The sequence below is a fragment of the Streptomyces sp. SID12488 genome (assembly GCF_010548275.1).
GTDB lineage: Bacteria > Actinomycetota > Actinomycetes > Streptomycetales > Streptomycetaceae > Streptomyces.
Map to the genome: position 1 here is coordinate 19,266 of NZ_JAAGLT010000046.1, position 21,643 is coordinate 40,908.

General features: G+C 70.6%; 21 protein-coding genes and 1 riboswitch. Of the genes, 10 read left to right on the forward strand and 11 right to left on the reverse strand.

Annotated elements, in window-relative coordinates; translation table 11 throughout:
- Positions 1–5: 5 nt before the first annotated feature.
- Entirely contained in the window at positions 6–1,337 is a 1,332-nt protein-coding gene (locus G3I56_RS39940; protein ID WP_164418017.1) for an aminotransferase class I/II-fold pyridoxal phosphate-dependent enzyme, read from the reverse strand.
- A 46-nt stretch (positions 1,338–1,383) separates the two neighbouring features.
- Between G3I56_RS39940 and G3I56_RS39945 the strand changes: the two genes are divergently transcribed.
- A complete protein-coding gene (locus tag G3I56_RS39945; protein WP_164418019.1) occupies positions 1,384–2,148 on the forward strand; it encodes a pyridoxamine 5'-phosphate oxidase family protein in 765 nt (254 codons plus the stop codon).
- A gap of 5 nt (positions 2,149–2,153) precedes the next feature.
- Positions 2,154–2,786, forward strand: coding sequence for an FMN-binding negative transcriptional regulator (locus G3I56_RS39950; RefSeq protein ID WP_164418022.1), 633 nt, complete (start codon positions 2,154–2,156; stop codon positions 2,784–2,786).
- Between the two features lie 11 nt (positions 2,787–2,797).
- Here G3I56_RS39950 and G3I56_RS39955 read toward each other — a convergent pair whose 3' ends face one another.
- Entirely contained in the window at positions 2,798–3,745 is a 948-nt protein-coding gene (locus G3I56_RS39955) for a helix-turn-helix transcriptional regulator (protein ID WP_164418024.1), read from the reverse strand.
- A gap of 167 nt (positions 3,746–3,912) precedes the next feature.
- Here G3I56_RS39955 and G3I56_RS39960 point away from each other — a divergent pair, with 167 nt between their 5' ends.
- A complete protein-coding gene (locus tag G3I56_RS39960; RefSeq protein WP_164418026.1) occupies positions 3,913–4,815 on the forward strand; it encodes an oxidoreductase in 903 nt (300 codons plus the stop codon).
- Positions 4,816–4,824: 9 nt separating this feature from the next.
- Here the strand turns inward: G3I56_RS39960 and G3I56_RS39965 are convergent, their stop codons facing one another.
- The 3 genes from G3I56_RS39965 to G3I56_RS39975 all read right to left on the reverse strand — a co-directional run bounded on the left by G3I56_RS39965 (position 4,825) and on the right by G3I56_RS39975 (position 7,698).
- Entirely contained in the window at positions 4,825–5,793 is a 969-nt protein-coding gene (locus tag G3I56_RS39965) for a DMT family transporter (protein ID WP_164418028.1), read from the reverse strand.
- A 223-nt stretch (positions 5,794–6,016) separates the two neighbouring features.
- Positions 6,017–7,018 (reverse strand): EamA family transporter, encoded by a 1,002-nt coding sequence (locus tag G3I56_RS39970; RefSeq protein WP_164418030.1) that lies wholly within the window; start codon positions 7,016–7,018, stop codon positions 6,017–6,019.
- Between the two features lie 95 nt (positions 7,019–7,113).
- Positions 7,114–7,698 carry a Clp protease N-terminal domain-containing protein gene (locus tag G3I56_RS39975; RefSeq protein WP_164418032.1) on the reverse strand — a complete coding sequence of 195 codons (585 nt, stop codon included), beginning with the start codon at positions 7,696–7,698 and terminating at the stop codon, positions 7,114–7,116.
- Between the two features lie 207 nt (positions 7,699–7,905).
- Here G3I56_RS39975 and G3I56_RS39980 point away from each other — a divergent pair, with 207 nt between their 5' ends.
- Together G3I56_RS39980 and G3I56_RS39985 are read left to right on the forward strand one after the other, a co-directional pair.
- Complete coding sequence (locus G3I56_RS39980) at positions 7,906–8,094, forward strand: hypothetical protein (RefSeq protein WP_164417973.1); 189 nt, start codon at positions 7,906–7,908, stop codon at positions 8,092–8,094.
- Between the two features lie 103 nt (positions 8,095–8,197).
- Positions 8,198–8,626: an SRPBCC family protein gene (locus tag G3I56_RS39985; protein ID WP_164418034.1), complete on the forward strand. Its 429-nt coding sequence runs from the start codon at positions 8,198–8,200 to the stop codon at positions 8,624–8,626.
- A gap of 117 nt (positions 8,627–8,743) precedes the next feature.
- On the opposite strand, the gene G3I56_RS39990 is transcribed toward G3I56_RS39985, so the two are convergent.
- Positions 8,744–9,388, reverse strand: a complete 645-nt coding sequence (locus G3I56_RS39990) for a PadR family transcriptional regulator (protein WP_164418036.1) — start codon at positions 9,386–9,388, stop codon at positions 8,744–8,746.
- Between the two features lie 197 nt (positions 9,389–9,585).
- Between G3I56_RS39990 and G3I56_RS39995 the strand changes: the two genes are divergently transcribed.
- Positions 9,586–10,284, forward strand: coding sequence for a response regulator transcription factor (locus tag G3I56_RS39995; RefSeq protein WP_164418038.1), 699 nt, complete (start codon positions 9,586–9,588; stop codon positions 10,282–10,284).
- Between the two features lie 115 nt (positions 10,285–10,399).
- Positions 10,400–11,209: a PhzF family phenazine biosynthesis protein gene (locus tag G3I56_RS40000; RefSeq protein WP_164418040.1), complete on the forward strand. Its 810-nt coding sequence runs from the start codon at positions 10,400–10,402 to the stop codon at positions 11,207–11,209.
- Between the two features lie 69 nt (positions 11,210–11,278).
- On the opposite strand, the gene G3I56_RS40005 is transcribed toward G3I56_RS40000, so the two are convergent.
- Both G3I56_RS40005 and G3I56_RS40010 read right to left on the reverse strand, forming a co-directional pair.
- Positions 11,279–12,079, reverse strand: coding sequence for a type II CAAX endopeptidase family protein (locus G3I56_RS40005; protein ID WP_164418042.1), 801 nt, complete (start codon positions 12,077–12,079; stop codon positions 11,279–11,281).
- 249 nt (positions 12,080–12,328) lie between these two features.
- Positions 12,329–13,846 (reverse strand): glutamate--cysteine ligase, encoded by a 1,518-nt coding sequence (locus G3I56_RS40010; RefSeq protein WP_164418044.1) that lies wholly within the window; start codon positions 13,844–13,846, stop codon positions 12,329–12,331.
- A gap of 572 nt (positions 13,847–14,418) precedes the next feature.
- Between G3I56_RS40010 and G3I56_RS40015 the strand changes: the two genes are divergently transcribed.
- Positions 14,419–15,003 carry a hypothetical protein gene (locus G3I56_RS40015; RefSeq protein ID WP_164418046.1) on the forward strand — a complete coding sequence of 195 codons (585 nt, stop codon included), beginning with the start codon at positions 14,419–14,421 and terminating at the stop codon, positions 15,001–15,003.
- Positions 15,004–15,379: 376 nt separating this feature from the next.
- Positions 15,380–15,574 carry a DUF5999 family protein gene (locus tag G3I56_RS40020; RefSeq protein ID WP_164418048.1) on the forward strand — a complete coding sequence of 65 codons (195 nt, stop codon included), beginning with the start codon at positions 15,380–15,382 and terminating at the stop codon, positions 15,572–15,574.
- A 142-nt stretch (positions 15,575–15,716) separates the two neighbouring features.
- Here the strand turns inward: G3I56_RS40020 and gcvP are convergent, their stop codons facing one another.
- The gene (gene gcvP / locus G3I56_RS40025) at positions 15,717–18,602 is read right to left on the reverse strand and encodes an aminomethyl-transferring glycine dehydrogenase (RefSeq protein ID WP_164418050.1); all 2,886 of its coding nucleotides are present in this window, start codon (positions 18,600–18,602) and stop codon (positions 15,717–15,719) included.
- A gap of 180 nt (positions 18,603–18,782) precedes the next feature.
- A riboswitch (glycine riboswitch) is annotated at positions 18,783–18,877 on the reverse strand.
- A gap of 113 nt (positions 18,878–18,990) precedes the next feature.
- Here gcvP and G3I56_RS40030 point away from each other — a divergent pair.
- Positions 18,991–19,362: a PRC-barrel domain-containing protein gene (locus tag G3I56_RS40030; protein ID WP_164418052.1), complete on the forward strand. Its 372-nt coding sequence runs from the start codon at positions 18,991–18,993 to the stop codon at positions 19,360–19,362.
- On the opposite strand, the gene G3I56_RS40035 is transcribed toward G3I56_RS40030, so the two are convergent.
- Together G3I56_RS40035 and G3I56_RS40040 are read right to left on the reverse strand one after the other, a co-directional pair.
- Positions 19,284–20,738 carry a DNA polymerase IV gene (locus tag G3I56_RS40035; protein WP_164418054.1) on the reverse strand — a complete coding sequence of 485 codons (1,455 nt, stop codon included), beginning with the start codon at positions 20,736–20,738 and terminating at the stop codon, positions 19,284–19,286. The genes G3I56_RS40030 and G3I56_RS40035 overlap by 79 nt on opposite strands.
- A gap of 54 nt (positions 20,739–20,792) precedes the next feature.
- Positions 20,793–21,476: a MerR family transcriptional regulator gene (locus G3I56_RS40040; RefSeq protein ID WP_164418056.1), complete on the reverse strand. Its 684-nt coding sequence runs from the start codon at positions 21,474–21,476 to the stop codon at positions 20,793–20,795.
- Between the last annotated feature and the right edge of the window lie 167 nt (positions 21,477–21,643).

Here is a 21,643-nt window from a genome sequence, read left to right on the forward strand (position 1 = left end):
CCTTTTCAGACGTGGGTCCGCGTCGGCGCCGATCCCACCGCCGAGGCGATCGCGTCCGCCAAGGGGCCCGTCTCCTCCGGGGTCAGCGTCGCGACGGTCACCCGGATACCGGGCGGGGCGTTCATCCGGAAGCGCGCGCCGGGGGCGACGGCCCAACCCGCGTGCAGCAGCCGGGCGACCGCGCCGGTCTCGTCCGGGACGGGGATCCATACGTTCAGTCCGCTGCGCCCACGGGCAGCGACCCCGCGCTGCGCGAGCGCGTCGATCAGCGCGTCCCGGCGTTCCCCGTACGCCGAGGCCACCGCCCGCGCGTCCAGCACGCCATCGGCCCACAGCCGCACGACGGCCCGTTGCAGCAGTCGGCTGACCCAGCCCGGCCCGAGTCGCTGCCGCCCCAGGACCCGGTCGACGGTGACACCGTCCCCGGTGAGGACGGCAAGGCGCAGATCAGGGCCGTACGCCTTGGCGACCGAGCGGACGAACGCCCAGTGCCGGGTGACCCCGGCCAGCGAATGGAGGGGCTGGTCGACGATCCGGTAGCCGTGGTCGTCCTCGATGAGCAGGGTCTCCGGGTGCTCCCGGAGCACGGAACGCAGGGCACGCGCGCGCGTGGCGCTCACCACGGCCCCGGTCGGGTTCTGCGCCCGGTCCGTGACGACCAGCGCCCGTGCCCCGGCCGCCAGCGCCTGCCGTACGTCCTCGGCGAGCGGCCCCTCGTCGTCGACGCCCACCGGCACCATCCGCAGCCCGAGCGCCGGCACGAGGTCCAGCAGCCCACCCCACCCGGGGTCCTCGACGGCCACGGTGTCACCAGGCTTGAGGTGTACGGCGAGGACGCGCTCGATGCCGTCCAGCGCACTGGAGGTGACGGCGAGGGGCCCGTCCGGCACACCGTCGGTGTCGAGGTCGGCGCGGGCGATCCGGGCCAACTCCGGTTCCACGGTGGCGTCTCCGTAGAGCACCGGAGCACGGTCACCCTGCTCGCCCGCCGCCGCGAACGCCGCCGCCAGTGACGGCAGCAACGCCGGATCGGGGTTCCCGCGCGCCACGTCCCGCACACCGGGCGGCACCTCCACCCGGATGTACTCACGCCCGGTGGTGGCCGGCTTGGAGCGCACCCGGCTACCGCGCCGCCCATGGGTCTCGATGACCCCGCGTTCGCGCAGCGTGCGATAGGCGGCGGCGACGGTGTTGGCGTTGACCCCGAGCTGCCCCGCCAACTCCCGCATGGGCGGAAGCAGTTGCCCGGGTTCCAGCTCCCCGGCGCCCACCGCGCGTTCGACGCTCGCGGAAATCTCTGCTGCACCCCGGCCTTTGATCGGATATTCTCCTAGCACAACACAGATTATGTACTAGTGCAATAGAAATCGCAAGGAGACCACGATGCCGGGGACCACGCAGGACGCACAGGGCGCACAGGACACCCAGGGGGCCGTACAGGAAGCGACGGCTGCGGCACCACAGGGGGATCACCAGTCACCCCCGCCGCCCACCGCCGACACCTACGCCCCGACCGACCGCACGGTCCCCACCCGCTCCGCCGACCGGGCTTCGTACGACAAGGAGTCGGTGCACGCGATCCTCGACGAGGGGTATGTGTGCCACCTCGGGTTCGTCCGTGACGGCGCGCCGGTCGTGCTGCCGACGCTGTACGCACGCCTCGGCGAGCGCCTCTACGTGCACGGGTCGACGGGCTCGCGTCCGCTGCGGATGACCGGCCGGCCCGATCCCGGCCTGCCGGTCTGTCTGACGGTCACCCACGTGGACGCGCTGATCCTGGCCCGGTCCGCCTTCCACCACTCGATCAACTACCGCTCGGTGGTGGTGCACGGCATCGCCCACCAGGTGACGGACCCGGACGAGAAGCGCCTGGCCCTGGACGTCCTGGTCGACAACGTCGTGGCAGGCCGCTCGGCCGACTCACGGCCCGCCAACGCCAAGGAACTGGCCGCCACCGCCGTGATCCGCATCGACCTCGACGAGGTCTCCGCGAAGATGCGCACGGGCGGAGTGAACGACGAGCCCGAGGACCTCGCGCTCCCCCACTGGGCCGGTGTGGTCCCGCTGCGCAAGGGCTACGAAACCCCGGTCGCGGACGCGGAGTTGGCACCCGGCACCCAGCTCCCCGACTACCTCGGGGCCCGCTGATCCTGATGCTGATCCACCCCTGGGACGCACCCCGCGACGAAGCGGAATGGCAACAGTGGCTGGCCGCCCACGACTTCGGCCAGCTCGCCGTCAACGGCCTGCCGGGCGAGGCGCCGTACGTCCAGCCGCTGCACTTCGCGTACGACGCCGAGCGCGCCGAGGCGGTGACGCATCTGGCCCGCCCCAACCCGCTCTGGCCCGCGCTGGAGAGGAACCCCGTCGTCCTGCTCAGCGTGGTCGACGACTACACGTTCATCCCAGGACCGTGGCAGGCCGCACCGGACGGCCCGTCCGAGCACGGCACGCCGACGAGCTTCTACGCGGCGGTCCAACTCCTCTGCACCGCCCACGTCGTGGACGATCCCGCGGAGAAGGCCGCCCTGCTCAACCGCCAGCTGAGCCACTTCCAGCCGGCAGGCGGCTCCGCCCGAGTGGCGGCGGGCGAGGCGCCGTTCGGGCGGATGCTCGCCGGTATCCGTGGCATCAGGCTCGAAGTGACGGACGTACGAGCGAAGTTCAAGTACGCCGAGAAGAAGCCGACGGAGGTCCAGGACCGTATCGCGGCCGGACTGGCGGCTCGGGGCGGGCCACGGGACGCGGGGGCGCTGGCGGTTCAGCGGTGCAGGCGGGGGCTGTAGCCGCAGCGGACTCACTGTCCGTCCATGCTCTTCTCACCGCTCTTCTCACCGCTCTCCTTGTCGCTCTTCTCGTCGACGCCCGGCGCATCCATGTGCCGACGCTGTTCCTCGGCGTTCAAGTCCCCTGCGGACAGCGGGGCGTTGAGGCTGCCCAACAACCCCAGCAGCTCCGCGTTCCGGCTGCCGGGCTCGGCGTGGAAGACGACGAGGGTGAGTCCGTCCAGGCCACCGACGTCGAGCTTGTCGCAGTACAGGTCGAGGTCGCCCACCTGGGGGTGGGTCCTCCTGCTGACGCGTGAGCGCATGGGGAGGACGTCGTGGCGACCCCAGAGCAACCGGAAGCGTTCACTGCGCAGGGACAGTTCCCCGACGAGTTCGACCAGACGCGGATCGTCGACGTCGGCACCGGCTCTCGCGCGCAGGCCCGCGACCACCCCTGCGGTCAGGTCCTCCCAGTCCCGCTGCTGTTCACGCTCGCCGGGGTCGAGAAACACGGCCCGGAGCAGGTTCACGCCGGGGACGTGGTGGGGGGCCAGTGCGCTGTACAGCGCGTTCACCGCGAGTACGTCGGCGTACCGGTTCTGCACGTAGGCGGGGTTCGTGGTCCAGCCGTCGATGAGCTGCCGGATGCTCAGCGGCACCGGTGTGGGTTTCGCCGCCCGCTTGCGCCGCACGGGCCGCCGACCGGTCGCCGTCAGGCCGAGCAGGTGGCGGGTCGCGTCGATGTCCAGGCGCAGTACCCGGGCGAGCGCTTCGAGTACCTGGGCAGACGGGTTGCGGTCCCGTCCCTGCTCGAGCCGCAGGTAGTAGTCGGAGCTGATCCCCGCGAGCGTCGCGACCTCCTCGCGGCGCAGCCCCGGCACCCGCCGCAGACCGCCGCCGCTCAGCCCGACGTCCTCGGGCCGGACCTGTTCCCGGCGGGCCCGCAGGAACTCTCCGAGCACGTTGTTGGCGTCCATGCCCACCACCGTAGATCGGGCGGCTCGGGATGTGGGTGTCCCTGTCGCTCCCAGGAACAGCGGGGTACTGCCACCCGCGTACCGATCACGGCAGAGTCGCCCCGGACGACGAACGACAGACGACAACAGCAACAACAACACAGCGGTACGCGACGAAAGGCATCACCATGGCCGACACCGTCTCCGGCGGAACCCTCACCCCTGCCGAGGGCCTGACTCTGACCCGCATGGGGTACGGCGCCATGCAACTGGCGGGACCTCACGTGTTCGGGCCGCCCAAGGACCCCGAAGAGGCCGTGGCGGTGCTGCGCGAGGCCGTCGACCGTGGCATCACGCACATCGACACCAGCGACTTCTACGGGCCCGCGGTCGTCAACGAACTCATCAGGAAAGCCCTGTCCCCCTACCCCGCCGATCTCCGCATCGTCACCAAGGTGGGCGCCCGCCGCGGCAGCGACGCCGGCTGGCTGCCCGCGCTGGACCCCGAAAGCCTCAGGTCTGCCGTCCACGACAACCTCCGAAACCTCGGCGTGGACGTGCTCGACGTGGTGAACCTGCGCGTCGGCGCGGACCTGACCAGCGGATCGGCGCCGCTCGGCGAGGAGTTCGGAGTCCTGGCGGAGCTCCAGAATGAGGGCCTGATCCGGCACCTCGGGCTCAGTGCGGTCACCGACGAACAGTTGACCGAGGCACAGACCATCGCCCCGGTCGTCACCGTGCAGAACCTCTACAACCTGGCCAACCGCGGGGACGACGCGCTGGTCGAGCGGTGCGCGGCGGAGAACATCGCCTTCGCCCCCTTCTTCCCGCTCGGCGGCTTCACCCCGCTCCAGTCGCGGACCCTCACCGATGTCGCCGCCCGTCTCGACGCCTCGCCCCAGCAGGTCGCGCTGGCCTGGCTTCTCCAGCGCTCGCCGAGCATCGTCCTCATCCCCGGCACCTCCTCACGCGCCCACCTGCGCGAGAACATCGCCGCCGCCGACCTGACACTGCCGGCGGACGCCATCGCGGAACTCGACACCATCGGCGACACGATCGACGACGCGGCGGAGACCTCGCAGGGCGTCTGAGTCTCACAGTCAGCCGACCGCCCCTCCGGGCTCCGCCCGCCGCTCCGCACCCCCGTCCGCAGCGGCACCGCGCGTCTCCGCCACCGCGAGCCCCGCAGCCGCGCCCAGCATCAGCAGGGTGCCCGCGACGGTCGCCGCCGTCAGCCGCTCACCGAGCAGAGTGACGGCGAGGAGTGCCGCGCTCACCGGCTCCAGGAGCATGACCACGGAAACGGTCGCCGAGCGGACGACGGCCGCCCCGGCGAAGTACAACCCGTACGCCAGGGCGGTCGGCACGGCGGCGACGTACACCAGAAGCCCCGCGAACCGCAGGCCGTCGCCGGTGTGCGGGAAGAGCCCCTCGGCGAGTGCGAAGGGCAGCAGGCAGAGGGTCGTGACGCCGAAGGCCCTGACGGACGTAGCGAACGCGTCCGTTGTGCCGTCCCGCCCCCACCAGCGGGTGAGGAGGGCCATCACGGCGTACCCGGCCGCGGACACCGTGGCCCATGCGACACCCGACGGCCGCACCTGTGCGCCGGCGCTGCCGAGCACCAGCACGGTGAGCCCGGTGAGCGCCCCGGCGACGGCGACGATCCCGCCCGCCCCCAGCCGTTCACCCATGGTCAGCCGGGCGCCCAGCGCGATGAGGACGGGCCCGGCGCCCAGGGTGACAACGGTGGCGACCGCGAGGCCGGTGGCCTGGACGGACGCGAAGTACGCGGTCTGGAACACGGCGAGCGAGCAGCCGGTGACACCGGCACGCAGGGCCTTGCGCCGCCTCGGTTCGGGCCTGACGGCCGTACGGCGACGCAGTGACCGGGCGAGGAGCAGCAGTACGAAACCGCCGGCGCAGCGCCAGAAGGAGAGGGCGACGGGGCCCATGTCGCTCACGCGGTAGACGAGGGAGGCGGCAGCGCCCGCGGTACCCCAGGCGGCACCGGCGACGGTCAGGAAGAGCAGGCCTCGCCCGATGGGCAGGCCGGAAACGGTATTCGACACGGGAGTCTCTCCGCAGCCGCGCGGGGAGCAAAGCGAAAGGCCGCCCACCGCACGGAAGTTGACGAAAGGACCCGGGCCCTCAGGGCTCCACGGGGTCCTCGGACGTCGTCTGCGGGCAGCACCGTTCAGCCCGACGGCGATACGTCGGACATGTTCCCCGGAGAGCCCGCCTCAGGCGGCCGGAGGCGGCAGGACGAGCGCGCGCGCGTGCATGATCGCGACCCTACGCGGCGGTACGGCGGTCCGCCACATCCTTTTCGGGTCCCCGGGCGACCGGCTCCGCCGACCCCTTGGCGGGCGCCGACGACTGCGCGATGAACGCGCCCACGAGCACCACCGCGCCCCCGACGATCTGCGGCGCCGACAGATGCTCGCCCAGCAGCACCCAGGCCAGCACGGTCGCGATGACCGCCTCCAGACAGGCCACGACACCGGCGACCTGCGGCGAGAGCCGCCGCACGGCGAGCACACCGGTGACGTAGGCGACGACCGTGGCGACCAGCACGAGCCAGCCCAGCAACAGCCCGGCCGCGACGGGCGTGCCGTCCATGTGCGCGGTGCCCGCGAGCACGGACCAGTCCATGCGCCACGGACGCACGACGACGGTCAGCACAAGCGCACCGACCAGCAGGCCGTACGCGATGACACCGAGCGGGTCCGGCGCCTCGTCGCCCGCGTCGCTGCCCTGGTCGGACAGGACGAAGTAGCCGACCTGGCAGCAGGCGGCGGCGAGCGCCAGCAGCAGCCCCACGGCGTCGAAGCCGAGCCCGGACCACACCTCGACGACACAGGCGAGCCCGCCGACCGCGAGGACGACACCGAGCGCGGCGGCACGGGTCACGGGCCGCCGCTGCACGAACCGCACCCAGCCGAGCACCAGGGCGGGCGCGAGGTACTCGACGAGCAGAGCGACCCCGACGGGGATGCGGGAGATCGCGGCGAAGTAGGAGGCCTGGACACCGGCCACGGCGAGCAGGCCGAACCCGGCGAGCAACGCGGGCCGCCGACGCACCAGCGCGCGATGCCGCACCGCCAGGGGCAGCATCACGAGGGCGGCACCCGTCACGCGCAGCCACACCACGTGCAGCGGATCGAGGCCTGCCTCGATCAACGGCTTGGCCACCACCCCGGACCCGCCGAACGCGACCGCCGACACCAGCGCGAGCCCGAGCCCGACGCCCCTGCCCCGACCGACCTCACCGCTCCCTGACGTACGCACCGGCACATGATGACAGGCGACGACATGACCGTCACCCCCGATGACACCTGTCTCACCGACTGGACGGGCCCACCGGGGACCGCCGTGCGCGCTCCGCCCCCTCAGCCGACGCCGTCAACGCCCCCGGCGTACTCCTCACGCCCCGCCGCCGCCATCAGTTCGACCTGCAGCAGTCGCGCCGGCAGTTCCCTCGCGTCGACTCCACCCCGTCGCAGCACCTCGACTGCCCGGGACTGCGGATCCACGACGATCGCCGCGAGCAGATCGATCCCGCGGGGCCGTTCGTCACCGCGGCGCCCGGCCCGCTCGCACGCCTCCTCCAACGCGCCCGCGGCGACCGGCGACCAGCCCGCCGTATGCGCCGTCCCCGGCAGCACCGGCACAGCCCCCGAGTCCTCGACCGAGCCCTGCCAGCGCAGCCCGTAGCCGATGCTGCGCTGCACGAGATAGCCGAGCAGCCGCGCGACCTGCGGATCTCCGCCCTCGAACACCGCGCGCACCTCGGGATCCGACTCCAGGAGCGAGTGCAGCAGATGGGCCGTGTCGATCTGCCGGTCCCCGTCCCGCAGCGCCCGCCTGCGCGCACCGGCGACCACCGCTGCCAGCTCGGCGGTGAGTCTGGCATCGTTGTCCGCACGGTTCGCGCCGTGCTCAGTGGTCGACTGCCGGGGGATACGGGATTGCACACCTCCACCCCATCAGTCCCAGCTGATCCGGTCATCCGCGCGAGGCACCATTTCCGGGTCCCACGGAGGGTGGGCACGGAGCGCGGAATCTCCTCCTTACGGAGGACATCACGCCGCTCCGGCAGGAAACCGACGCAAGGGGCGCGCACCCTCGTTCCGCGCGCCCTGGGCGCAACCACGGCACCCCTTCGTACGTCCCACTCCAACATGGAGAGCAGGTGCTGGCTGGTGGCGCTGCCGGGCACGGACGGCAGACAGTACGTGTACCGGGTGTACGCACCGGAGGACGCGCTGCTCGCCGACCTGTTCTGGGAGGCGTGGCACTGTCACGACGAAGGCCCCTTCCCGCGCGCGTGGGACCTGTTCGACGCGGCGGAGATACAGCGGGTCGGCTGAGGCCGCGCCCCCGCACCAGATCTGATGACCCGTCAGTATTGAATGTTCCAGCCCTTGCGGCTACGTTCCGCGACACCGCAGCCCGAGACACAGAGGTGGTCGCATGGCCGAAATAAGCGCGGAGGCACACATCCAGGCACCGGCGGAGAAGATCTGGGCGCAGCTGACGGACTGGTCGGCGTACGGAGCGTGGAACGCGACCCACACGAGCTTCCCGAAGGGCGGCCCCTCCGCGCTGGAGGTCGGCGGCACCTTCGAGGAGAACATGAAGCTGATGGGCTTCCCGGCCGAGGTCGAGTGGACCATCGAGGAGCTGGAGGCCGCTCGCACGCTGGCCATCCGGGGCAAGGGCCCGATGGCGGTGATCGTCGCCACGCGGTACACCCTCACGCCCGACGGCGACGCCACGACCGTCCGTATCGACGGGGAGTTCACCGGCGCGGCCGTCTCCCTGATGGCCGGCAAGCTGAAGGACTCGGGGACAGCCGCCCTGAACGAGTCCCTGCGCAAGCTGGCCGGCCTGGTCGCCTGAGCCCGGCCGCGAGCACCGTACGACAACACACAGGCGCCCCGCGGACACTTCCGCGGGGCGCATGTGCGCACTGGGGGACGCGCCGCCGGGGGCGGACATGTCTCCTAGGACGGCCCATCAGTCCTCGTCAGCGAGGATCAGATACAGCTTCTTGCGCGCTTCGTTGATCACCGTGAGCGCCTTCTCGCGCTGCTCCTTACTGCCCGTCTTCCAGACCTGGCCGAAGGCCTCCATCAGACCGAAGCCGGCCTGACGGATGTCGTTCAGCGCTTCCCAGTCGACACTGCGCCCGGCTTCTTCCCAGGGCGCGTCGGGACCCTCGTCGGCCGCCGTGCGACCGGGCTCGGTGAGCGCGAACAGCTTCTTGCCGCCCTCACTCTCGTTGACGATCAGGCCCTCGTCCTCCAGCAGCTGAAGGGTGGGGTAGACCGAGCCGGGACTGGGCTTCCACGCCCCTCCACTGCGCTCGGCGATCTCCTGGATCATCTCGTAGCCGTGCATGGGCCGGTCCTTCAACAGGGCCAGGATCGACGCGCGGACGTCACCGCGCCGCGCCCTGCCCCGCGGTCCGCCCCGGCCTCCGCGCCCACCCCAGGGGCCCGGGCCACCGGGACCACCAGGACCGCCGAATCCGGGCCCGAAGGGACCGAAGGCGGCTCGCCGCCCCTCGAAGCCGCCCCGCCCGAAGGCTCGGGGGCCGCCATGACCGTGTGCGTGTCCGGGACCGAAGCCCGGACCGAATTCTTCTCCATGGGAACGCATCGCAACCACTCCATTCGTTGACTTGTCGCTGATCTGTCGCGATGCGTCAACGATATATCGGACCGGCTCAGTCGACAACCCCCGTGAAGAAGTGACCCAGGCCACATCAGAAACGACGACGTTTCGATAGTGCCGAGAGCTAGGCTGACGCTGAACCAAGGTGAACGAAACAGTTTCGTACAAGGAGAGTGCCCCCCATGGCCTCCGTACTCGTCGTACACCGCCAGTCCCTGCAGCGTCTCGGCCTTCGCATGCTTCTGGCGGTCCAGCCCGACCTGACCGTCGTCGGCGAGGCGACGAGCGGCGCCGAGGCCGTTCGCATGAGCGCGGCGCTCGGACCCGACGTCGTCCTGATGGACAACCTGGTGGTCGACACCGACGGTGTCGACATCATCCGGCGCATCACCCGGCCCCCCACCCTGCTGCCGGTTTCCGCGCCCGCGAGAGCCGCAGGACACCGCCCGCGCGTGCTGGTCCTGACCCCCACCGGCCACGAGCGGCACGCCTACGCGGCCCTGCGCGCCGGAGCCGGCGGGTTCCTTCCCCAGGACGCCACCCCTGAAGAGCTGACCGCGGCCGTCCGTATCGTGGCCGCCGGAGACGCCGTCACCACCCCCAGCCTCACCCGCGCGCTCATCGACACCGTCCGGCACGAACGCACCATCGGCTCGCTGGAACGGGAAACCGAGCTCGGCGCGCTCACCAGGCGCGAACGCGACGTCCTCACCGCGGTCGCCGCCGGCTGGTCCAACTCCGAGATCGCCACCCGCCTGTCCATCTCACCGACCACGGTCAAGTCCCACGTCAGCCGTATCCTCGCCAAGATCGGCGCACGCGCGCGCGTGCAGGCGGTGGTCTTCGCATACGAGTCCGGCCTGGTACGCCCGGCGGCCTGACGCCCCACGGCCCCCAGCGCCCCCACCTGACCCACCCGGTCAGCCGCCGAAGCAGGTCCAGCACCCGGGAATTGGCTTTGGTCCCCCACCCCGCCGCCCGTCTAGCGTCGTCCCCATGCGCATCCGAATCGTCGACGCCTTCGCCGACCGCCCCTTCACCGGCAACCCGGCCGGCGTCATGCTCCTCGACGCCTTCCCGGACGACACCCGGCTCCAGCGGATCGCCCTGGAGGTCAACCACGCCGAGACGGCGTTCGCCCACCGTCTGCCCGAGGGCGGCGAGGCCGACTGGGCGCTGCGCTGGTTCACCCCAGCCGCCGAGGTAGCGATGTGCGGCCACGCCACGCTCGCCACGGCCCACGTCCTGCACACCACCGGCTCCCACTCGGGCCCCGTACGGTTCGCCACCCTCAGCGGTGTCCTCGGCGCGACGCCCCACGAGGACGGCTCGATCACCCTCGACTTCCCGACCGCCCCGCTCACCCGAGTCGAGCTGCCCGCCGGGGTCGCCGAGGCCCTGGGCGCCGAGCCGCTCGCGGCCTTCGACACCGGCCCGAGCATCAACGACCTGCTGATCGAGGTCGCCGACGAGAAGACGGTCCTGGGTCTCACCCCCGACCTCAAGGCCCTCACCGCACACTCGGAACGCGGCGTCATCGCCACCGCCCGCGCGGACAACCCCGCCGAGGGCTACGACTTCGTCTCGCGCTGCTTCTTCCCCCGGATCGGCATCGACGAGGACCCGGTCACCGGCAGCGCCCACACGGCCCTCGCCCCCTACTGGTCCGAGCGCCTAGGCCGCCCCGACCTCACCGGCCTCCAGGCCTCCGCGCGCACCGGCCTGGTCCGCACGGAACTCCGGGGCGACCGCACCCTGCTGACCGGCCGAGCGGTCACCACCATCGACGGCGAGCTGCTCGTCTGAGGGCACAGGGAAGGGGCGTACGAAACCCTCGTACGCCCCTCTCCCGTCCACTCCAGCCGCCCCGGTAGCTCAAGCCGTAGGCAGCCACCCCACCTTCCCCGCCAGCAGCGCGTACCCCACGAACGCCCCGATGTCGAGCAGTGAGTGCGCCACGACCAGCGGACCCACCCGCCCCCACCGCCGGTAGAGGTACACGAACACCACCCCCATCACCATGTTGCCGATGAACCCGCCGATGCCCTGGTACAGGTGGTACGACCCGCGCAGGACGGAACTGGCCACCAGTGCCGTCCCCGGGCTCCACCCCAGCTGCTTCAGCCGACGCAGCAGATACGCGACGACGATCACTTCTTCCAGGACGGCGTTCTGCACCGCCGAGAGGATCAGCACCGGGAACTTCCACCACACCTCGGGCAGCGCCTCCGGCACCACCGTGAGGTTGAAGCCGAGGCCACGGGCCGCCAGGTAGAAGGCGATTCCGCTGCTCCCGATCACCGCCGCGACGGCGGCCCCGCGACCGAGGTCGGGCCAGGGCCGGGTGCGGTCGAAGCCCAGTGTGCGCAGCCCCTTCCCCTCGCGCAGCAGGAAGTGCGCGACCAGGGCGACCGGTACCAGCGACGTCGTGATGCCGAAGAGCTGCCAGGCGAGATCCAGCCATGGCCGACCCGGCGCCGCCGAGGCGTTGAGGGTGGCCGCCTGGTCCTTGAGGCCGCCCGGCTTCGTGACCGAACCGACAAAGCTGATCAGGGCGGAGACACCGCTCGCCCCGAGCGAAAGCCCCAGAACCAACAGCGTCTCGTCCCGGAGAGTCCGTCGCGACGGCCGCTCCTCAGGAACAGAACCGGCCACCGCACCCGCCTCCACCTGCACTCCTGCCTCCAGTTGTGTAGTCCCGCCGCTGTCGGCGTGCGTCCCCTTTTCCCTGCCATACGGCCCGTGCGGCCGATTCAGCTCATACGGCTGTCTCGCGGCACGTGTGCTGTTGACCAGGGAGGGACACCACCGTCATGGGACATCACAGCTTGCCCGATCCGCCTGAGGAGGGCGCGGGTGACCCCCGTGCACGCGCCGGCCGCCGCACGGGAGTCATCGCGACGGCACTCGTCGCCCCTGGGGCGATCAACCCAGGGGCACCGGCTCCGGCAGCCCCACGGGCCAGGTGTGCACCGGCTCCCCGAGGTGCATCAGCTCGCTGTAGCGACGGGTGGTCGCGGCCAGCGCGGCTTCCCGGGACAGCCCCTTCTCCAGCGCCCGGTGGAAGGTGGCCACCTGCCAGGACGCTCCGTTGGCCCGTCGGCGGCACCGTTCGTCGATCACCCCGAGGTACAGGTCCCGGTCGGCGGGTTCGACCCCCCACGCGTCGAGGCCGGCCGCGGCGAGCGGCAGCAGTTCGTCCCGTACGAGCTGCACGGCGTCGACCTCCGCCGTGCCACCGAACCGGCCACCCCGGGGCCAGCGGAGCCGCGCGTCGATGCCGTGCCGGCAGGCGGCGTCGAAGTTGGCCGCGGCTGCCTCGAAGGGCAGCCGGGTCCACACGGGCCGGGACTCCTCGGCGAGTGCCCGGACGACCCCGTAGTAGAAGGCCGCGTTGGCGATGACGTCCGTGACAGTGGGCCCGGCGGGCAGCACCCGGTTCTCGACGCGCAGATGCGGAACGCCGTCCGCGATGCCGTAGACCGGGCGGTTCCAGCGGTACACCGTGCCGTTGTGCAGCACGAGCTCGCCGAGCTTCGGCACGCCTCCGGCGTCGAGGACGCTCAGCGGATCCTCGTCGTCACAGATCGGCAGCAGCGCCGGGTAGTAGCGCAGGTTCTCCTCGAAGAGGTCGTACGCCGACGAGATCCACCGCTCCCCGAACCAGGTGCGCGGCCGTACGCCCTGCGCCTGGAGTTCCGGCGGACGCGTGTCCGTGGACTGGGTGAACAGCGGGGGCCGCGACTCTCGCCACAGCTCGCGGCCGAACAGGAACGGCGAGTTGGCCCCGATCGCGACCTGCGCGGCGGCGATCGCCTGCGCCGCGTTCCACACATCGGCGAACCGCGCCGGAGTGACCTGTAGGTGCAGTTGCACAGAGGTGCAGGCGGCCTCCGGAACGATGGACTTCGACGTGCACGAGAGGCGCTCCACGCCCTCGATGTCGAGTGTGAAGTCCTCGCCGCGGGCTGCCACGATCTGATCGTTGAGCATGACGTAGCGGTCGACGTCGGAAAGGTTGGAGGAGACCAGGTCGTCGCGTTCGAGCGTCGGCAGAATGCCGATCATCATGATCCCCGCGTCCACCTCGTTCGCTTTCCGGTGGGCATATGCCAGTGACGTGCGGAGCTCTTCGGCGAGCCGGTCGAATACCCGGCCGGTGAGACGATGGGGAGCAATGTTGACTTCCAGATTGAACATGGCGAGTTCTGTTTGGAAATCGCGGCTCGCGATCCTTTCGAGTACTTGCCCATTCATCATTTTCGGCATGCCGTCGGGCCCGACGAGATTCAGCTCGATCTCCAGGCCCAGGAGATTCTTGGGGCGGTCGAACCGCTTCTCGGCCAGCAGCCGCTCCAGCCCCGTCAGACACTGCCGGAGCTTGGTGCGGTAGCGCTGGCGATCGGACAGGTCGAACGGCCCCGCCACGACCTTCTCCCCCATCGGAGCGTCCCTCCTCGAATGGGCGGGCCGAAGATCCGGCCGCTGATGTCCCGGGTCACGTGGGATAATGCCCACCAAACGCGATCGATAACGTCCCACGCGTTCCCGTCACCCACTACGCTGGCCCACGTGACCCGCGGCACATTCGTCCGGCATGGCGCAGCAGGCGGTTCCGGCCGGTGCGACCCGACAGTTTCGCCCACTTGCGAACTCGTGAAAAACGCCGACGACAATTGGCCGTCCGCCTCCGGCACATCTACCGAGGTCATCGCCGTACGACCGGCCGGGAATCAGTGGAAACACCGCTCAACACCGACTGAACAGGCCCTTGCTCTTCACGCGGAAAACAGTTAGACGAAACATAGCCAGAACACGTGTCGTATAAACTCCGCGAACAGGGGCAGAGAGTCGGCGCCCAGGTCCTGGGTCCTGCCGTCCAGGTGACGTCGGCAGGCCGCACCCCGTCAGTGCACCCGGTCCTCGCCTCTTCGGCCCCGAGACTTCGAGAGCTGACAGCGCCGTCCGCCCCCGCCCTCGCGCCACCGTGCCTGTCGAATGAGAGGCGTTCCACCATGCCCCTGCATGTCCCCCCGGCTCCCGCACCCGCACTGCGCACCGTCCTCACGGCACTCGGTTCCCCCACCGCCGTCCGCGAGGCTCGCACCCCGTCCCTCCGCAACGCCCAGGGGCTCCTCACCCCCGAACTCCCTCTGCCCGTGCACGTCCTGGACCGGATCACTCCCGAGGGCACGTCCGCCACCCGGCTGACCGGCTGGCGCTTCCTGATCCGCGCCGGCGACCGCGCGGTGGCCGCGGCCGAGACCATGCTGACCCCCGACGGCTGGGCCTTCTCGCACTTCTTCGAAGGCCCCTACATCGCCTCCACCGAGCGCGCCCTGCGCCAGGCCGAGACGATGAAACAGCCCTACCAGGCTCGCCTGCTCTCCGTCCCCGGGCTGTACATGCTCACGCTCTGGCTGCACGGCGACATCACCGCCGACGGAGCCGAGGGACATCTCGCCGCGACCGACCTGCTCGTCCCGCTGGCGCCGGCCCCGCCGGGTATCGCCGCCCACCGTCCGCACCGGGTCGCGGAACTGCTCCCCGTCCTGACCCATCGGGTGACTCCGGCTCCACTGCTGAGTTCTCCCTCCTGACCGCACACGACACGACACTCTCCGTATTCTCACGTACCCCGCCGTCGAATTTCCGACGGCGGGGTACGTTGCTCTTTCGGGCGTCATTACGCTCGTACGAGCCATTGAAGGTTTGCCGCCCGTCCGGACTAGCCCTATCCGGCCATGAGGAACCACCCAAAGGGACAGCCCAGTTGGGCTGAACCGTCCGCCCGGGTGATGCGTCTTAAACCTGTGAGAAGTGGTGCGGCTAAATACCTGCGGATTGACGCCCGTGGGGCAACACTGGGTTCGAAACGATTTATCACAACGGGGGGCGGCCATGAACAGTGCTTCGAGCCGCAAGACAGACACCACAGCCATCTCACACTCCACGACAGAGCGAAAGATCCCATCAATGTGCCAGCACCAGCCGCCGTGTCCGACAGCTCACTCCACCGACCGGGAGTCCGCCCGCCTCATGGCGCACCACCCGGAACAGGGATGGAGCCTGCTGTGCAATGGCGTCCTCCTCTTCGAGGACACCGGTGAGCTCCTGCCCGACGGCCAGATCATCGCCCCGCACCGCCCGGCGGTGATGACTGCCGCGTGACGGCCGCACACACGGACGAAGGGCAGCCTCCAGACGTCAGGAGCGACTCCCCGAAGCGACTGCCTGAACAACCGAACAGACGAAGAGGGGCCGGCCCGCAGACATCTGCTGCGAACCGGCCCCGACGCATCTCCGAGGGTGACTACTCCTCGTAGGCGTCCAGCGGCGGGCAGGAGCAGACCAGGTTCCGGTCACCGAAGGCCTGGTCGATCCGGCGCACCGGCGGCCAGTACTTGTCGGCCGCCGAGACCCCGGCCGGGAAGACCGCCTCCTCGCGCGTGTAGGCGTGCGTCCACTCCCCGCCGAGCACGGCGGCGGTGTGCGGCGCGTTCCGCAGCGGGTTGTCGTCGGCCGGCCAGTCGCCTGCGCCGACCTTCTCGATCTCGCCACGAATGGCGATCATCGCCGCGCAGAAGCGGTCCAGCTCCCCCAGGTCCTCGGACTCGGTCGGCTCGATCATCAGCGTCCCGGCAACCGGGAACGACATCGTCGGCGCGTGGAAGCCGTAGTCGATCAGCCGCTTCGCGATGTCGTCGACGCTCACGCCCGTCGCCTTGCTGATCGGCCGCAGATCGATGATGCACTCGTGCGCGACCAGCCCGCCGGGCCCGGTGTAGAGCACCGGGTAGTGCGGCTCCAGCCGCTTGGCGATGTAGTTGGCGCTCAGCACGGCCACCTGCGTGGCCCGCTTCAGCCCCTCGCCGCCCATCAGCCGGACGTACGCCCACGAGATCGGCAGGATGCCCGCGGAACCCCAGGGCGCCGCCGAGATCGGCCCCACACCGGTCTCGGGCCCGGCTGCGGGCTGCAGGGGGTGGTTGGGAAGATAGGGCGCGAGGTGCTCCCGCACCCCCACCGGGCCCACGCCGGGCCCACCGCCCCCGTGCGGGATGCAGAACGTCTTGTGCAGATTCAGGTGCGAGACGTCCCCACCGAAGTGCCCCGGCTTGGCCAGTCCCACCAGCGCGTTGAGGTTGGCCCCGTCGACGTACACCTGCCCGCCGGCCTCGTGCACCTGGGCGCAGATGTCGGCGACATGCTCCTCGAACACCCCGTGCGTGGACGGGTACGTGATCATCAGCACCGACAGCTCGTCCCGGTACTGCTCGATCTTGGCCCGCAGATCCTCGACGTCGATCTCACCGTCCCCGGCGGTCTTCACGACGACGACCTTCATACCGGCCATGACGGCGCTGGCCGCGTTGGTCCCGTGCGCGGACGACGGAATCAGACAGACCGTCCGCTGCTCGTCGCCGTTGGCCCGGTGGTACCCGCGTACGGCGAGCAGTCCGGCCAGCTCACCCTGCGACCCGGCGTTCGGCTGGAGCGAGACCTTGTCGTACCCCGTGACCTCGGCGAGCTGCTCCTCCAGCTCACGGATGAGCGTCAGATAGCCCTGCGCCTGCTCGGCGGGCGCGAAGGGGTGCAACTGGCCGAACTCGGGCCAGGTGACCGGCTCCATCTCCGTGGTCGCGTTGAGCTTCATGGTGCAGGAGCCCAACGGGATCATGCCCCGGTCGAGCGCGTAGTCACGGTCGGCGAGCCGACGCAGGTAACGCAGCATCGCGGTCTCGGAGTGGTACTCGTGGAACACGGGGTGCGTGAGGATCTCGTCGGTGCGCAGCAGCGCCTCCGGCAGCGTGTCCACGGCGGACACGTCGAGCGCCTCGATGTCACCGTCGACCCCGAACGCGGTCCATACGGCGCCCAGCTGGGCCCGCGTGGTGGTCTCGTCGCAGGAGACGGACAGCCGGTCGGCGTCGACGAGGTGCACATTGACCCCGTGCTCCCGCGCGGCGGCGGCGACCTCGGCGGCCTTCCCGGGCACCCGCGCGGTGAGCGTGTCGAAGTAGGCCCCGTGGACGACCTCGACGCCGCCCGCCGTCAGCCCGGCGGCGAGGATCGTGGCGTACCGGTGGGTGCGCCTGGCGATGGTCCGCAGTCCCTTGGGCCCGTGGTGGACGGCGTACATGCCGGCCATCACGGCCAGCAGGACCTGGGCCGTGCAGATGTTGCTGGTCGCCTTCTCGCGGCGGATGTGCTGCTCCCGCGTCTGCAGGGCGAGCCGGTACGCCTTGTGGCCGTCCACGTCCACGGAGACACCCACGAGCCGCCCGGGCAAGCTGCGCGCGAACTGCTCGCGCACGGCCATGTATCCGGCGTGCGGCCCGCCGAAGCCCATCGGCACGCCGAACCGCTGGGTCGTCCCGACCGCGATGTCCGCGCCGAACTCACCGGGCGAGGTCAGCAGCGTCAGGGCGAGCAGGTCGGCGGCGACGGTGACCACGGCGCCGAGCCCGTGCGCCTGCTCGACGACGGGCTTCAGATCCCGTACGGCACCGGAGGCGCCCGGGTACTGAAGGAGCACACCGTTGATCTCGCGCCCGGCGATGTCGTCCGGGATGCCCGCGCTCAGGTCGGCGACGAGGACCTCGACACCGACGGGCTCGGCCCGTGTCTCGATCACGGCGATGGTCTGCGGCAGGGCGTCCGCGTCGACGAGGAAGAGCCCCTTCTTGTTCTTGCCCATGCGCCGCGACAGCGCCATCGCCTCGGCGGCCGCGGTGCCCTCGTCGAGCAGCGAGGCACCGGAGGTGGGCAGTCCGGTGAGGTCGGCGACCATGGTCTGGAAGTTCAGCAGCGCTTCGAGGCGCCCCTGGGAGATCTCCGGCTGGTACGGCGTGTACGCGGTGTACCAGGCCGGGTTCTCCATCACGTTCCGCAGGATGACCGGCGGGGTGAAGGTCCCGTAGTACCCGAGTCCGATCATGGACCCCAGCACCTGGTTCCGGTCGGCCAGCGACCGCAGCTCGGCCAGCACCTCGGCCTCGGTGCGGGCGCCCGGCAGATCGAGGGCGTCGGCGTTCCTGATCACATCCGGGACCGCGGCGGCCGTCAGCTCGTCGAGCGAGCCGTATCCGACCTGCGCGAGCATCTTGGCCCGGTCCTCGCGGTCGGGCCCGATGTGACGCCGTTCGAAGGGCGTTCCCTGTTCGAGTACGGCGAGCGGAGTGCGGTGGGCGGTCATTACGGAGGCCTCCTGGTCGTCGCGACCTTCGAGGGGCACCACGGCACGGGTGCCCGAACGGCCTCCCCCTCTGTCATCTCAACCTGAGAGCTTCACCGGGCCGCCAACGCGCTGACGTCCCGGCTTTCACCGTCGGTGAGAGCGGAAGCCGTCGGCATCCGCTCTTCTTTCCAGAGTGACCTCGTCCGTGCGGTACAGGGGCCTGAGAGATTCCGGGGAGGATTTGCTCCTTCGGCGCCCTCCGAGGTTCCGGAGGACTCTCCCGCACAGGGTCAGCAGCCGTTGGCCAGCCTATCAGCGGGCCCACGCACACACCTTCGAGTGGCCGCCTTACCCGAAGTGCTCTTTTGTGGTTCTTACGGATGAGTTGCGACCTTTGGGAGGGCCCGTGCAGACCGACATCGATCCGCGCAACCTGATCGGCCGCAAGGCCTTCGACCGCAACGGCACCAAGATCGGCACGATCGACGAGGTCTACCTCGACGACGCGACGGGAGTGCCGGAGTGGGCGGCCATAAGGACAGGGCTTTTCAGCAGGGACGCCTTCGTGCCTCTGGAGCCCAGCGAACTGATCGACGGCAAGCTGCGCATCCCCTTCGAGCGCGCCCTGATCAAGGACGCTCCTGACTTCGGCGTGGGCCGCCACCTCTCCCCGGAGCAGGAGCTGCAGCTCTACCACCACTACGGGCTCGATGTGGCTCCCCCTCCCCCGTTCCCGGACCACGACTTCGGCAGGCTGGCGGGCACGGAGGACGTCTGATCCACCGGCTCCTCATCCGGACCGTCGGGTCTTCGCGGCGCAAGGTTCACCAACGGCAGCGGGTCCGCCCGCTCCAGTGCGGGATCGTCGGTCCGGAACGTACGCACCCGACCCGGCTGCTCCGATTCCGGCGTCTCGAACCGGACGGTCACCCGGCCCAGCCCACTCCCCTGCACCCACCCGTGCCCGAAGTCGGCATGCCGCACGTCGTGCCCCGAGGTCCAGCGCCGCTCGGCGGACGCCTCCTGCTCCTCGACGGAATCGCGCTCCGCCTCCTCCACCGGCTCGAGTGCCGCCAGCTCCCCGGCGGCCTGGGCGAACAGATCCTCCTGCGTGTAGTCGGCCAGACCGCTCACCCCGACCCCGAGCAGCCGGACGCCCCCAGTGGTGTCCACCGACTCCAGGAGCCGGGCCGCCGCCTCACGCACCACCCCGGGGTCGTCCGTGGGCCCCCGGAGTGTCTCGGACCGGGTAAGCGTGGAGAAGTCGTACCGGCGCACCTTGAGGACGATGGTCCGCCCGGACAGCCCGGCACCGCGCAGCCGACGCACACACCGGTCCGCCAGCCGCTGCACCTCCGTCCCCACCCGCACCCGGTCGTGGATGTCCACGTCGTACGTGTCCTCGACCGACACGGACTTGGTCTCCCGCGCGGCCACCACGGGCCGCTCGTCGTGCGCCAGCGCCATCGCGTACAGCGCGTGCCCATGCGCCTTGCCCAGCAGCCGTACAAGCTCGGCCTCGCCCGCCTCGGCCAGTTCGTCGACCGTACTGATCCCGATGCGCCGCAGATGGTCCCCGGTCGCGGGGCCGACCCCCGGCAGGGTCCGCACCGACATGGGCCCGAGCATTGCCCGCTCGGTCCCCGGTTCGATCGCGACCAGCCCGTCCGGCTTGGCCTGCTCCGAGGCGATCTTCGCGAGCATCTTGGAGGCGGCGAGCCCCACCGATCCCGTGAGCCCCGTGACCGCCCGTATGTCCGCGCGCAGCCTGCTCCCGGCCAACCGCGCCGACGCCTCGTCCCAGGCCGCCTGCCCGGCCTCCAGGTCGACGAACGCCTCGTCCAGGCTGAGCGGCTCCACCAGCGGCGACAGCGCCCGCAGCAGCGCCATGACCTGGTCACTGATCGACCGGTAGAACCCGAACCTCGGCACGAGATACGCGGCGTTCGGCGCGAGTCGCCGCGCCTGGGCCATCGGCATCGCGGAGTGGACCCCGAACACCCGAGCCTCGTACGAACACGTCGCGACCACCCCACGCGGCCCCAGCCCGCCCACGACAACGGCTTTCCCTCGCAGACTCGGCTTGGACGCCTGCTCCGCCGAGGCGAAGAAGGCGTCCATGTCGAGATGCAGGATCGTGGGCACGTTTCTCACACCACCGATGCTGCCCTACGCCACTGACATTGCCCCGGAACACCAGAGCGCAGCTCAGACCGCCCGGTTGCGCCGCCGCGCCAGTTCGTCCGTGGGGTTGTGCCCGACGAGCGTCTCGCCGGTGTCGACGCGCTCCCCGTGCAACTGCGAGAGAGCGCTTTCTACATCCCGCCACACCACGCCGACGGCGATACCGAAAATGCCCTGCCCGCCCTGGAGCAGCGCGTGCACCTCATCGGGCGAAGTGCACTCGTAGACGGTCGCACCGTCGCTCATCAGCGTCATGCGCTCCAGATCTCGGAACTCGCACGCCCGGAGATGCTGGACCGCCGTACGGATGTTCTGCAACGAGACACCGGTGTCGAGAAAGCGCTTGACGATCTTCAGGACCACAACGTCCCGGAAGCTGTAGAGCCGCTGCGTCCCCGATCCGTGCGCGGGCCGCACACTCGGCTCGACCAGGCCGGTGCGTGCCCAGTAGTCCAACTGCCGGTATGTGATGCCGGCCGCCGCGCACGCCGTGGGACCGCGGTAGCCGATCTCCTCGGACGCCATGGAAGTCGTCCCTCCGCTGCCTGTTACAGCCGTCGGCCGCCGCGGAACGTGATCGGCCGCGCTGCCGTGATGGGGGTCCCCCCAGCTCGAGCGGAGCCGAGAGTCTGGGGGAGGGTACGGGCCGCTCTCCCCCAGACCGCGTCCGGGGGCACCCCCAGCCGTACCGTCGCCGCTGCTTCTCACGCCGACCTCCGTCCTTGAACTGCCTTATCGACGGTAGGCAGTCACCAGGGGTGCGTCAACGATCGCCACACTCGGCACGCCGAGTGATAATCACCCTAGGAGTGGTTTCCCGTGCCCCACCGCGGGGAAAGGCTAGCCGAATGTGCTCCGTGTGGGCCGCAGGACGC

Coding starts and splice junctions, on each gene's coding strand:
- G3I56_RS39945 (WP_164418019.1), top strand. CDS start 1,384: ATGCCGGGGACCACGCAGGACGCACAGGGCGCACAGGACACCCAGGGG.
- G3I56_RS39950 (WP_164418022.1), top strand. CDS start 2,154: ATGCTGATCCACCCCTGGGACGCACCCCGCGACGAAGCGGAATGGCAA.
- G3I56_RS39955 (WP_164418024.1), bottom strand. CDS start 3,745: ATGGACGCCAACAACGTGCTCGGAGAGTTCCTGCGGGCCCGCCGGGAA.
- G3I56_RS39960 (WP_164418026.1), top strand. CDS start 3,913: ATGGCCGACACCGTCTCCGGCGGAACCCTCACCCCTGCCGAGGGCCTG.
- G3I56_RS39980 (WP_164417973.1), top strand. CDS start 7,906: ATGGAGAGCAGGTGCTGGCTGGTGGCGCTGCCGGGCACGGACGGCAGA.
- G3I56_RS39985 (WP_164418034.1), top strand. CDS start 8,198: ATGGCCGAAATAAGCGCGGAGGCACACATCCAGGCACCGGCGGAGAAG.
- G3I56_RS39990 (WP_164418036.1), bottom strand. CDS start 9,388: ATGCGTTCCCATGGAGAAGAATTCGGTCCGGGCTTCGGTCCCGGACAC.
- G3I56_RS39995 (WP_164418038.1), top strand. CDS start 9,586: ATGGCCTCCGTACTCGTCGTACACCGCCAGTCCCTGCAGCGTCTCGGC.
- G3I56_RS40000 (WP_164418040.1), top strand. CDS start 10,400: ATGCGCATCCGAATCGTCGACGCCTTCGCCGACCGCCCCTTCACCGGC.
- G3I56_RS40010 (WP_164418044.1), bottom strand. CDS start 13,846: ATGGGGGAGAAGGTCGTGGCGGGGCCGTTCGACCTGTCCGATCGCCAG.
- G3I56_RS40015 (WP_164418046.1), top strand. CDS start 14,419: ATGCCCCTGCATGTCCCCCCGGCTCCCGCACCCGCACTGCGCACCGTC.
- G3I56_RS40020 (WP_164418048.1), top strand. CDS start 15,380: ATGTGCCAGCACCAGCCGCCGTGTCCGACAGCTCACTCCACCGACCGG.
- gcvP (WP_164418050.1), bottom strand. CDS start 18,602: ATGACCGCCCACCGCACTCCGCTCGCCGTACTCGAACAGGGAACGCCC.